This window comes from Tabrizicola soli, assembly GCF_015999335.1.
Classification (GTDB): domain Bacteria; phylum Pseudomonadota; class Alphaproteobacteria; order Rhodobacterales; family Rhodobacteraceae; genus Tabrizicola; species Tabrizicola soli.
Genome location: NZ_JAEACP010000013.1, coordinates 40,469 through 52,554, shown reverse-complemented (window position 1 = coordinate 52,554; position 12,086 = coordinate 40,469). Strand labels below are relative to the sequence as shown.

At 68.3% G+C, this 12,086-nt stretch carries 9 protein-coding genes, 1 pseudogene and 1 riboswitch; of the genes and pseudogenes, 5 read left to right on the top strand and 5 right to left on the bottom strand.

Annotated elements, in window-relative coordinates; genetic code table 11:
- Positions 1–72: 72 nt before the first annotated feature.
- Positions 73–831: an SDR family NAD(P)-dependent oxidoreductase gene (locus I7S92_RS13320; RefSeq protein WP_197645120.1), complete on the top strand. Its 759-nt coding sequence runs from the start codon at positions 73–75 to the stop codon at positions 829–831.
- A 131-nt stretch (positions 832–962) separates the two neighbouring features.
- Here I7S92_RS13320 and I7S92_RS13315 read toward each other — a convergent pair whose 3' ends face one another.
- Positions 963–2,543, bottom strand: coding sequence for a 2-isopropylmalate synthase (locus I7S92_RS13315; protein ID WP_197645117.1), 1,581 nt, complete (start codon positions 2,541–2,543; stop codon positions 963–965).
- A 372-nt stretch (positions 2,544–2,915) separates the two neighbouring features.
- On the bottom strand, positions 2,916–4,574 hold the full coding sequence (locus tag I7S92_RS13310; RefSeq protein WP_197645115.1) for an NAD+ synthase: 1,659 nt from the start codon (positions 4,572–4,574) through the stop codon (positions 2,916–2,918).
- A 192-nt stretch (positions 4,575–4,766) separates the two neighbouring features.
- Here I7S92_RS13310 and I7S92_RS13305 point away from each other — a divergent pair, with 192 nt between their 5' ends.
- On the top strand, positions 4,767–6,191 hold the full coding sequence (locus tag I7S92_RS13305) for an MORN repeat-containing protein (protein ID WP_197645113.1): 1,425 nt from the start codon (positions 4,767–4,769) through the stop codon (positions 6,189–6,191).
- 171 nt (positions 6,192–6,362) lie between these two features.
- Here I7S92_RS13305 and I7S92_RS13300 read toward each other — a convergent pair whose 3' ends face one another.
- From I7S92_RS13300 to I7S92_RS13290, 3 genes and pseudogenes are all read right to left on the bottom strand, one after another.
- The gene (locus I7S92_RS13300; protein ID WP_197645110.1) at positions 6,363–7,310 is read right to left on the bottom strand and encodes a 1-phosphofructokinase family hexose kinase; all 948 of its coding nucleotides are present in this window, start codon (positions 7,308–7,310) and stop codon (positions 6,363–6,365) included.
- Between the two features lie 138 nt (positions 7,311–7,448).
- Positions 7,449–7,937: pseudogene (locus tag I7S92_RS13295) on the bottom strand (MBL fold metallo-hydrolase); the annotation flags it as partial.
- 2 nt (positions 7,938–7,939) lie between these two features.
- Positions 7,940–8,350, bottom strand: a complete 411-nt coding sequence (locus tag I7S92_RS13290) for a metallopeptidase family protein (RefSeq protein ID WP_197645106.1) — start codon at positions 8,348–8,350, stop codon at positions 7,940–7,942.
- A gap of 170 nt (positions 8,351–8,520) precedes the next feature.
- Here I7S92_RS13290 and gltX point away from each other — a divergent pair, with 170 nt between their 5' ends.
- The 3 genes from gltX to I7S92_RS13275 all read left to right on the top strand — a co-directional run bounded on the left by gltX (position 8,521) and on the right by I7S92_RS13275 (position 11,815).
- A complete protein-coding gene (gene gltX / locus I7S92_RS13285) occupies positions 8,521–9,846 on the top strand; it encodes a glutamate--tRNA ligase (RefSeq protein WP_197645104.1) in 1,326 nt (441 codons plus the stop codon).
- Positions 9,847–9,922: 76 nt separating this feature from the next.
- Positions 9,923–11,323, top strand: coding sequence for an MATE family efflux transporter (locus I7S92_RS13280; protein ID WP_197645102.1), 1,401 nt, complete (start codon positions 9,923–9,925; stop codon positions 11,321–11,323).
- Between the two features lie 60 nt (positions 11,324–11,383).
- A complete protein-coding gene (locus I7S92_RS13275; RefSeq protein WP_197645100.1) occupies positions 11,384–11,815 on the top strand; it encodes a DUF6841 family protein in 432 nt (143 codons plus the stop codon).
- Positions 11,816–11,891: 76 nt separating this feature from the next.
- A riboswitch (glycine riboswitch) is annotated at positions 11,892–11,984 on the top strand.
- Positions 11,985–12,086 lie beyond the last annotated feature (102 nt).

Here is a 12,086-nt window from a genome sequence, read left to right as displayed (position 1 = left end):
CTGCCCGATGCAACAGGCTTGCACATTTCCGATCTCCGGGCATTCTCGGTCCCTGACAGGCGGGGGGCGGACATGGCGGGTGTGACAGGCAGGGTTGCGCTGGTGACGGGGGCGGGCAGCGCCGGGGGAATCGGTTTCGCCATCGCCCGGGCGCTGGCGCAGGCCGGGGCCAGGGTGGCGGTGACGGCGACGACCGGCCGGGTCCACGACCGCGCCGCCACGCTGGGCTGCCTTGGCCATGTCGCCGACCTGACCGACCCGGCGCAGGTCATGGTCCTTTTCGCCTCGGTCGAGGCCGCGCTCGGCCCGGTCGAGATCCTGGTCAACAACGCCGGCATGGTGCAGACCGGCCGCGACGTGGACCGCGCCCGGCTGGCAGGGTGGAGCGACGAGGCCTGGGCGCATCACATGGCGCTGAACATCAACACCACCTTCCACTGTTGCCGCGCCGCCCTGCCGGCAATGGTCTCCGGGGGCCATGGCCGGATCGTCAACATCTCCAGCGTGACGGGGCCGGTCGTGACCATCGACGGCTCCTCGGCCTATGCCACCGCCAAGGCCGGGATCACCGGCATGACCCGCTCCATCGCGCTGGAATATGGCGGGCAGGGCGTGACCTGCAACGCGATCCTGCCCGGCTGGATCGCCACCGAAAGCTCCTCCGAGGACGAGATCGCCGCCGGTCGCCGCACCCCCGCCGGCCGCCCCGGCACCCCGGACGAGATCGCGGCCTGCGCGCTGTTCCTGGCCTCGGACGAAGCCTCCTATGTCACCGGCGCGATGCTGGTGGTCGACGGCGGCAACACGCTGCAGGAAATGAAATCCCCCTGACGCCGGGCAGCGGAATTCGAAGTCGAATTCCGGCACGATTTCCGTTCGGAAATCGCCGTCGCGCGAGATTCGGGGGTCTCTCCCGATTCCGATGCGGGCCAGGGACAGACCCCGACCCGCACCGGACCGTCTCACTCCCCGTGGTAGGAGACGGTCTTCACATCCTCGCCCGGCGCCGTCTTCTGCCGCCGGATGATCAGCCGGTTCAGGGCGTTGATATAGGCGCGGGTCGAGGCCACGATCGTGTCGGTATCGGCGGCCGAGCCGGTCACGATCCGCCCCTCCTCCTCCAGCCGGACAGAGACGGTCGCCTGCGCGTCGGTCCCCTCGGTCACCGCATGGACCTGGTAGACCTGCAGGTTGGCCTTGTGGGGGAAGAGCATCTTCACGCAGTTGAAGGCCGCATCCACCGGCCCGTCCCCGGTCGCGTCGATGTGGTGGTCCTTGCCGTCGATGCACAGGATCATGTCCGCCTCCTGCGGCCCCTCGGTCCCGCAGACCACCCGCAGCTTCTTCAGTTGCAGGTATTCGTAGGCGTCGTTCGACTGCTCGTCCGAGACCAGCGCGATCAGGTCGTCGTCGTAGACCTCCTTCTTGCGGTCGGCCAGCGCCTTGAAGCGGACGAAGACGTCGTTCAGCTGGTTGTCGGCCAGCTCGAACCCCAGTTCCTTCAGCTTGGCCCGCAGCGCGGCGCGGCCGGAATGCTTGCCCATCGCGATGTTCTTGCCGGTGATCCCGATATCCTCGGGCCGCATGATCTCGAAGGTCTGGACGTTCTTCAGGACGCCGTCCTGGTGGATGCCGGATTCGTGCAAGAAGGCGTTCTTGCCGACGATGGCCTTGTTGAACTGGACCGGGAAGCCCGAGACCTGGGAGACGCGGCGGGAGAGGTTCATGATCTTGGTCGTGTCGATGCCGGTCTGGAACGGCAGGATGTCGTTCCGCACCCGCATCGCCATCACCACCTCTTCCAGCGCGGTGTTGCCCGCGCGTTCGCCGAGGCCGTTGATCGTGCATTCGATCTGCCGGGCGCCTGCCTCCACCGCCGCCAGGGCGTTGGCGGTGGCCATGCCGAGGTCGTTGTGGCAGTGGGTGGCGAAGATGATCCGGTCGGCTCCCGGAACCCGTTCCAGCAGCATGCGGATGATCTTCGCGGATTCCATCGGGTAGGTGTAGCCGACGGTGTCGGGGATGTTGATCGTCGTCGCCCCGGCCCTGATCGCGATCTCGACGACGCGGCAGAGGTAGTCGGGTTCGGTGCGGGTCGCGTCCATCGGCGACCACTGGACGTTGTCGCAGAGGTTCCTCGCTTGGGTGACCGTCTCGTGGATGCGGTCGGCCATCTGGTCCATGTCCAGGTTCGGGATCGCGCGGTGCAGGGGGGAGGTGCCGATGAAGGTGTGAATCCTCGGGCTGCGGGCGTGCTTCACCGCCTCCCAGCAGCGGTCGATGTCCTTCTGGTTGGCGCGCGCGAGCCCGCAGATGGTGCTGTTCTTCGCGCGTTTCGAGATCTCGCTGACGGCGGCGAAATCGCCCTCGCTGGCGATGGGGAAGCCCGCCTCGATGATGTCGACGCCCATCTCGTCCAGGAGGCCGGCGATCTCCAGCTTCTCCTCGTGGGTCATGGTCGCGCCGGGCGATTGCTCGCCATCGCGCAAGGTGGTGTCGAAGATGACGACGCGGTCCTGGGTGGTGCGGTCTTGTGTGGTCATGGGTCTGGTCCTTGGATCTTAGCTGCAGAGCGGGGCGCTGGTCACCTCTGAGCGGTCGCGCCCGGGGGCACGCTCAGAGGCGGCTAAGAAGGAGAAGGCCAAGGGGCATCGCGAGGCGCGGAGCGGCCTCGGCAGCGGAGCGGATCTGGGGTCCCCTGGTCATGGGGCCGGACTATAGGGCGGAAATCGGCGAAGGAAAGGGGGTTTCTGCAACCGGGTGCCGCCGCCGGGGGCATCGAGCCCCTGGCGACGGCGCTGCCGCGGGCCTGGCCGGGATGGCCGGGCCTCCGCCGGGAGTATTTGGAACAGGAGCAAATCCCGGTCGCGCGGGAAGCATGAAAGGGCAGGCGTAGGGTGGGCGATTCGCCTACCCTAGCTTGGGTCGCGCCAGCGGTTGACGATCGGGTAGCGACGGTCGAGCCAGAAGGCCTTCTGCGTCAGCCGGACGCCGGGGGCGGACTGGAAGCGCTTGTATTCCGCCAGATAGAGCAGGTGCTCGACCTTCTTCACCGTGTCCCGGTCGAAGCCCCGGGCCACCGTCTCGGCCACCGACATCTCGCGCTCCACCAGACATTCCAGGATTGCGTCCAGCACTTCGTAGGGCGGCAGCGAATCCTGGTCGGTCTGGTTCGCGCGCAACTCGGCCGAGGGCGGCTTGTCGATGATCCGTTGCGGAATGACCTCGCCCGCCGGGCCTTTCATCCAGCTCCGGTGGTTCTCGTTCCGCCAGCGCGCGGTCAGGAACATCCGGGTCTTGTACATGTCCTTGACCGGGTTGTAGCCGCCGTTCATGTCGCCGTAGATCGTGCAGTAGCCGACCGCCATCTCGGACTTGTTGCCGGTGGTCAGCAGCATCTCGCCGAACTTGTTCGACAGCGCCATCAGCAAGAGTCCCCGGAGCCGCGACTGGATGTTCTCCTCGGTGATCCCCGGTTCCGTCCCCGCGAAGAGGGGCGCCAGCGCCTCGCCCACCGCCGCCTGGGCGCCGCCGATCGGCACCGTATCCAGCCGGACCCCCAGCTCCTTCGCCGCCGCCGTCGCATCCTCGAGCGAATGGGCACTGGTGAACGCGCTGGGCAGCATCACGCAGCGCACGTTCTCCGGCCCCAGCGCGTCCACCGCCATCGCGGCGACAATCGCCGAGTCGATCCCGCCCGACAGGCCCAGCACGGCCTTTCTGAACCCGGTCTTGCGCATGTAATCGCCAAGCGCCAGCACGCAGGCCCGGTAGTCCGCTTCGCCGATCGGCGGGATCTCGGCGATCCCGGCGGGATCGGCCTGCCACCCTTCGGGGCCGCGACGGAAGGTCACCATCACCTCGGCCTCGTCGAACTGCGGCAGTTGCGCCATCAGCCGCCCGCCGGGGTTCAAGACCATGGACGAGCCATCGAACACCTGGTCGTCCTGCCCGCCCACCATGTTCAGGTAGACCAGCGGCAGTCCCGTCTCGATCACGCGGGCCACCATCAGGTTCAGCCGCAGATTGGGCTTGCCGCGATGATAGGGAGACCCGTTCGGGATCAGGAGGATCTCCGCCCCGGTTTCGGCCAGGGTCTCGGGGACGTCGGGGTGCCAGGCATCCTCGCAGATCGGGGTGCCGATCCGCACCCCCTTCACGACATAGGGGCCATGCACATCGGCCGAGGCGAACACCCGCTTCTCGTCGAAGACCGCGTCATTCGGCAGGTGGTGCTTCAGGACGCGCGCATGGACCCGCCCGCCCTCCAGCACATAATAGCCGTTGTACAGCTTCGGTCCCGCCAGCACCGGCCCGCCGATCCCCAGTGCCGGACCATCGGCACAGTCGCGGGCAAGTTGCTCCACCGCGGCGATGGCATCGGCCACGAAGGCGGGCTTCAGGATCAGGTCCTGGGTCTGGTAGCCGGTCACGAACATCTCGGTCAGCGCGACCATGTCCGCCCCGGCAGCCTTGCCCGCCGCCCAGGCGGCCCTTGCGCGGTCGGCGTTGCCGGCGATGTCGCCCACCACCGGATTCAGCTGGGCCAGCATCATCTTGAGAATGTCGGTCATGGGCGGGCTCCTTTCCCCAGTATCTAGACCGGGATCGCCCGCGATGGAACCGCTCGTCGAGCACTTCGTGCACTCCTCGCCGTCACCCTTCCGACGAGTGCACGAAGTGCTCGAGGAGGCGTGCCCGCCAGATCCTTGTCACCTTGGAACCGCCCCCTTACCCTGCCCGCCAATGACCCCGGGGATTCGTCCATGCGCCTGATGACCGCCGCCTTCCTCGTCGCCCTCTCCCTGCCCGCGCTGGCCCAGGACGGCAAGGTGATCACCAAGCAATACGACGACGGCTCGGTCTACGAGGGGACCTTCCTGAACGGTCGCCAGCACGGCAAGGGCACCTACCGCCTGCCCTCGGGCTTCGAATACAGCGGCGACTGGGTCGGGGGCGAGATCACCGGCCAGGGCACCGCCCGCTATCCCAACGGTTCCGTCTATGAGGGGGCTTTCCTCAAGGGCCAGCCCGAGGGCAAGGGCAAGATCACCGCGCCGGACGGGCGGACCTATGAGGGCGACTGGATCCAGGGCGCGATGACCGGCCAGGGCGTGGCCACCTATGCCAATGGCGCGGTTTATGAGGGCGGCTTCGTCCAGGGCCAGCATGACGGCAAGGGCAAGCTGACCAATCCGTCGGGCTATACCTACGAGGGCGACTGGGTCCTGGGCGTGAAGGAAGGGACCGGCAAGATCACCTATCCCGATGGCGCCACCTATGAAGGGACGTTGGCCAAGGGACAGCGGTCGGGCAAGGGCAAGCTGACCATGCCGGACGGCCTCGTCTACGAGGGCGACTGGGCCGAGGGGCAGATCAACGGCCAGGGCCGGCTGGCCCAGCCGAACGGCGATGTCTACGAGGGCGCCTTCGTCGAGGGCCAGCGCCAGGGCCAGGGGCAGATGACGCACAAGAACGGCGATGTCTACGATGGCGGCTGGGTCAAGGACCGCCGCCAGGGACAGGGCCGGTTCACCGCCGCCGATGGCTTCAAGTATGAAGGTGCCTGGGTCGAGGGGCGGATGGAGGGGACGGGCTCGATCACCTATCCCGACGGCTCGGTCTATATCGGCGCGATGCAGGCTGACCAGCCGCACGGCCAGGGCGCGATCACCTATACGGACGGGACGACCTACCAGGGCAACTGGGACAAGGGGCTGATCTCCGGCAAGGGCCGGGCCAGCTATGCCGACGGCCGGATCTATGAGGGCGCGTTCCGCAATGCCCGGCCGCAGGGGTTGGGGGTGATGACCTATCCCGACGGCTATCGCTATGAGGGTGACTGGGTCGATGGCCGGCGTGAGGGCACCGGCACCGCAACCTATCCCGACGGTGGGGTCTACAAGGGCGCGTTCAAGGCCGGCCTGCGCGAGGGCGAGGGCGAGTTCGCCCTGCCCGACGGTTTCCGCTATGCCGGGGCCTGGGTCGCGGGCCAGATGGAGGGGCAGGGGACCGCGACCTATCCCGGTGGCGATGTCTACGAGGGGATGTTCAAGGCCGGCAAGCGCGAAGGCCAGGGCAAACTCACCTATGCCAGCGGCGAGGTGGCCGAGGGTATCTGGCAGAACGGTATCCTGACCGCCCCGCCGGAGGCCTCGGCGGATGTCGCACCGGCCGAAGGCACACCGTAGGTCGGGCTTCAGCCCGACTCTCGCGACCGTTATTTTTCGTAGGGTGCGCTACAGCGCGCCGTCGCCGCCAGCCACGCCAGGCGACCTGTCCGTCGTTGCGCCGTTGGATGGTGCGCTGTAGCGCACCCTACGAGGCGGCCTGCCACGACCCCGCGCCATCGCCGGGCGCCTTCAAAGCTCCACCACCCCGCATTCCGGCAGCAGCCGCATCACATCCTCGGGCCGGCAAAGCTGCGTCGCATCCGTCATCACCGCCGCCGAAGCCGCAGCCGAGCCCAGGGCCAGCGCATCCGCATGCGACTGTCCCCGGGCCAGCGCCAGGACGAAGGCCGCGACGAAGCTGTCGCCCGCCCCCACCGTCGATTTCACCTTCACCTGCGCCGCCCTGGCGAAGAAGCGGTGCTCGGCATCGGCAAGCACGTTGCCCTCGGCCCCCTGCGCCACGATCACCATCCGCGCCACCCCCGCCCAGACCAGCGCCTGCGCGAAATGGGCGGTGTCCTCGCGGCTGGCCATCGGCTTGCCGGCCAGCGCCTCGCCCTCCGGCCCGTCCATCCGCAGCACCTCGAGCCCAGGGATCGGATTGCGCACCACTTCGGCCAGGGTGGCGCCGGAGGTGTCCAGCACCACCCGGCTTTCCGGCATCGAGGCCGCCAGCTGCGCGGGAAAGTCCAGCGGCACCCCCGGCGGCTGGCTGCCCGAGATCACCGAGAACCCGCCCGGCCGCGCAGTGGCGTGCAGGAGGGTGAAGACCCTGGCACGCTCCTCCTCGCCCCAGACCGGGCCGGGCAGCATGAAGCGGTATTGCCTGCCCGAGGCCTCCTCCTTCACCGTCAGCGACTGCCGCGTCTCGCCGGGGCCGAGGATCGACAGGAAGGTCACTCCCTCGGCCCGGATCAGCCCGGCCAGCCGGTCCCCGGTCAGCCCGCTGAGCGCGACCAGCGCCAGGCTGTCGCCCCCCAGCGCCTTGATCGCGCGGGAGACGTTCAGCCCGCCGCCGCCGGGGTCGAGCAGCGGCTCGGTGCAGCGCAGCTTGTGGTTCGGGACCAATTCGTGCACCTCGGTCGACATGTCGAGCGCGGGGTTGAGCGTCAGCGTCAGGATCGGGGCTTGGGTCATGCGGCACCTGTTCGTGTTACCGCTATCATAAACCCTTTCCGCCGGAATGGAACTGCCCCGCGCAGGCCGGTCCGGCGCAAAGAATCTCTAGGAAGGTTCTCGGCAACTTCCTTCCCCCAGGGAATTCGGATCCCGGACTCAGCCGTTCAGCATCAGCTGATAGCTTGCGGGCACGAAGCGGAAGCCCTCGCCCAGGGGTTCGGCGTAACCGATTCCGGGGAAGGGCATGTGGTAGCCGATGAAGGGAATCCGGTCGGCGGCGATCATCCCGAAGACCTGCTTGCGCGCGGTGGCGGCGGCCGCCTTGTCGGCGTCGAAGCGGACCTCCCAGTCGGGTTTCTGCAGCGACCAGACATAGTGGTTGGCGGTGTCGGCGGTGATCATCAGGCGCTGGCCCTCCGACTCCAGCTGATAGATCATGTGGCCGGGGGTATGGCCGAAGGCCTCCATGCCGGTGATGCCAGGGACCACGCCGCCGCCATTGTCGAGGAAGACGATCTTGTCGTTCAAGGGCCTCACGTTCTTGTCGAAACCTTCGTTCGCTGCGCCGGACCAGTGGTTGTGTTCGGTGGCGCCGGTGACATAGCGGGCCTTGGCGAAGGTGGGCGTCGTCCCGTCCGGGAGCCCGGTCATTCCCACCACGGGTCGATGGTGGCGATGTCGTCGTCGGACCAGCCGAAATGATGCGCAAGCTCGTGGATCACCACATGGCTGACCAGTTCCTGCAGCGAGACATTGCCGCGTTCGGCCCATTCATCCAGGATCGGACGGCGGAAGAGCCAGATCACGTCGGGCCGCGTCACCTGGTCGGCGGTGGATTTCTCGGTCAGGGGAATGCCGTCGTAGAGGCCGGTGAGATCGAAGGCATCGTCGACGCCGAGTTCCTCGAGCATCTCCTCCTCGGGGAAGTCCTCGACGCGCAGGCGGATATGGGTGGCGGGGTCGCGGAACGACGCGGGCAGGGTGGAGATCGCCTCGTGCGCGAGCTGTTCCAGGAGGGCGAGGGAGGGTGCGATGCTGTCGGGGGATGGGTTGGTCATCGGGGGAAGATAAGGCCGCCAGCCCCCAGGGGGAAGGGGGTGCGGGGTGCCGTCGCCGGAGGCATCGAGCCCCCGGCGACGGCGTTGCCACGGATAGTCGCAGGGGCGGTGCCAAACTGGACAAATCCGGGGGCTTGTGACAGGGAAGGGCCTTCCAAGGAGCCCAAGGCATGACCGTCATCACCCGCTTCGCCCCCTCGCCCACCGGCTGGATCCATGTGGGGAACCTGCGCACCGCTTTGATGAACTACCTGATCGCGCGACAGAACGGCGGGACCTTCATCCTGCGGCTGGACGACACCGACCAGGAGCGGTCGAAGCAGGAATACATCGACGGGCTGAAGGCGGACCTCGACTGGCTGGGGATCCGCTACGACCGGATCGAGCAGCAGTCGAAGCGGATGGACCGCTATGCGCTTGCGGCCGAGAAGCTGAAGGCGGCGGGGCGGTTCTACGAGTGTTTCGAGACGCCGGTGGAACTGGACCTGAAGCGGAAGAAGCTGCTGAACATGGGCAGGCCCCCGGTCTACGACCGCGCGGCGCTGGCGCTGACCGAGGATCAGAAGGAAGCCTACCGCGCCGAGGGGCGGCAGGGCTACTGGCGGTTCAAGCTGGATCAGGAGCGGATCGAATGGCGGGACGGGATCATCGGGGATATCTCGATCGATGCGGCCTCGGTCAGCGATCCGGTGCTGATCAAGGCGGACGGGCAGGTGCTCTATACCTTCGCCTCGTCGGTGGATGACGTGGAGATGGGGGTCACGCATATCGTCCGGGGCGCCGACCATGTGACGAACACGGCGACGCAGATCCAGATCATGCAGGCGCTGGGGGGCACGCCGCCCGTCTTCGCGCACCATTCGCTGCTGACCGGGCCGCAGGGCGAGGAATTGTCGAAGCGGCTGGGGGTGCTGAGCCTGCGCGACCTCAGGGCGCGGGGGGTGGAGCCGATGGCGCTGCTCAGCCTGATGGCACGGCTCGGGTCGTCGAAGCCGGTGGAGCTGGCGGCCAGCATGGACGAGCTGGTGGCCGGGTTCGACGTCGGCTCCTTCGGGGCGGCGCCGACGAAGTTCGACGCCGAGGACCTGTTCCCGCTGACCCGGCACCATGTGCAATCGCTGCCCTTCGAGGCGGTGAAGGAGCGGGTGCTGGACCTGGGCGTGCCCGAGGCCGAGGCCGAGGCGTTCTGGGCGGTGGCCAAGGGCAACATCACCGTGCTGGATGACCTGGGCGAGTGGTGGCGGCTTTTCCGCGACGGGGCGGAGCCGGTGGTGGACGAGGCGGACCGGGAGTTCGTGCGGCAGGCGCTGGCGCTGCTGCCGCCGAAGCCCTGGACGCAGGCCACCTGGGGCGAATGGACCGCGGCGGTGAAGGAGGCGACGGGCCGCAAGGGCAAGGACCTGTTCCGCCCGCTGCGCCGGGCGCTGACCGGCCGCGACGCCGGGCCGGAGATGGCCGAGGTGATGCCGCTCCTGCGCAAGATGCCGGTGGTCTGAGCCCCGGGCCGGCCCCGGGGGTTTCACACCCCCGGACCCCCGTGGGATATTTGTGCAAAGATGAAAGGGCTTGGGCATGGCCGGGCCGCGGGCGAAGTTCGTCGAGGGGAACCTGTTCCGGCATGTGTCGGTGATGGCGCTGACCTCGTCCGTCGGGCTGATGGCGGTCTTCGTCGTCGATCTGGTCAACATGCTCTACATCGCGCTCCTCGGCCGGGCGGAGCTGGCGGCGGCCATCGGCTATGCCGGGGCGGTGCTGTTCTTCACCACCAGCTTCGGGATCGGCATGTCGATCGCCGTCAGCGCCCTGGTGGCCCGGGCGCTGGGCGAGAGGAACCAGGCGCTCGCGCGGGAGAAGGCGACGACCGGGCTGGTGCTGGGCTTCGTCTTCGGCTCGGTCTTTGCGGCGGTGATCTGGGTCGCGCTCTGGCCATTGGTCGGGCTGCTGGGGGCGACGGGCGAGACGGCGGCGCTGGCGGTGCATTTCCTGGCCATCGTCATCCCCTCGCAGCCCCTGCTGATGGTCGGCATGATCGGGGGCGCGATCCTGCGCAGCCATGGCGATGCGCGGGCGGCGATGATGGCGACGGTCTGGGGGGCGGTCGCCACGGCGGCGCTGGACCCGGTGCTGATCTTCGGCATGGGCTGGGAGCTGACCGGAGCGGCGATCGCCAGCGTCGCGGCGCGGGTGGTGATCGCGGTCATGGCGCTCAGGCCGATCACGGCGAGATACGGCGGCTTTGACCGGCCGACGCCGTCGCAGGTCATGGCCGACATGGGGCCGATCTGGGCGATCGCGGTGCCCGCGATCCTGACCCAGGTGGCGACGCCGGTCGGCCAGGCCTTCGTCACCCGGGCCACCTCGGCCTATGGCGAGGCGGCGGTGGCGGGGATGGCCATCGCCGGACGGCTGACGCCGGTGGCCTTCGGGGTGATCTTCGCGCTGTCCGGCGCCATCGGGCCGATCGTCGGCCAGAACTTCGGCGCGGGCCGGATGGACCGGGTGCGGCGGGCCTTCCTGGACGGGCTGGTCTTCACCGGGCTGGTGATCCTTGTCGTCTCGGCCTTGCTGTTCGCCTTGCGCGCTCCGATCGCCGACGGCTTCCGGGCCGAGGGGCTGACGCGGGAACTGGTCTACCTCTTCTGTGGGCCGCTGGCGCTGCTGTGGTTCTTCAACGGGGTGATCTTCGTCGGCAATGCGGTCTGCAACAACCTGGGCCGGCCCTTCTGGTCGACGGTGGTGAACTGGGGCCGGCACACGCTGGGAACGATCCCGCTGGCGCTGTGGCTGGGCCAATACTGGGGCGCGCAGGGCGTGCTGGTGGGGCAGGCTCTGGGCGGCGTGATCTTCGGACTGGCGGCGGCCTGGCTGGCGCTGCTGGCGATCCGGTCGCCGGCGATGCCGGTGACGCGTGGCCGTCCCGTCCCGAAGCCTGCAGGCGAGCCGGTGGCGGACCCCGGCGAGCGGCGGGCGTGAGCCGTTGGCGCCGGGCGCAAGACGTGGGACATTGGCGGCGCCCGCCATCGGAGGTCAGCCATGGAAGACAGCATCCGCCGTTTCTTCGCACGCTACGAGCAGTTCTTCCTGCGCGCGCTGGCCGGTGAGCCGGACCCGGCCGAGGTGGCCGGTCTTTATGCCGAGGAGTTCATCGCCGCCTCGCCCGCCGGGGTGAAGGCCGGGAAGAACGACGCAAGCCTGATCGAGGCGATGCGGCAGGGTCACGCGCAGTACCGGGCGATCGGCACCAGGGACATGCGGGTGCGGGGGCTGCGCCTGTCGCCGATCGACGAGATGCATTGCGTGGCGCATGTCGCCTGGCGTGCGACCTATCTTCGCGCGGACCTGCCCGAGACCGTCATCGACTTCGAGGTGCATTACCTGATGCAGCAACGCCAGGACGGGCCGAGGGTCTTTGGCTGGATCTCCGGCGACGAGACGGCCGTCCTGCGCCGGCATGGCGTGCTTTGACCCGGCGCTTTCGCACGGCATACCGTCGTATCCCGAATCTTCTTGCCCGGACGGGCGCCTTTGGGGTAGGCAAGACCCGTCAGGTTCGGGAGAATCCGGGTGCAAGATCCGGTGCCGAAGGAGCAACCGCCCCGGTAAACTCTCAGGCGCAAGGGACCGTAGCTGACGACAGGCTCTGGAGAGTTCCCGGAAAATTCGGGACGCCGAAGGGATAACGATCTCAGGCGCGCCATGCCCGGACATCCGGAGCGGGCGCAAGGACAGAGGGGGC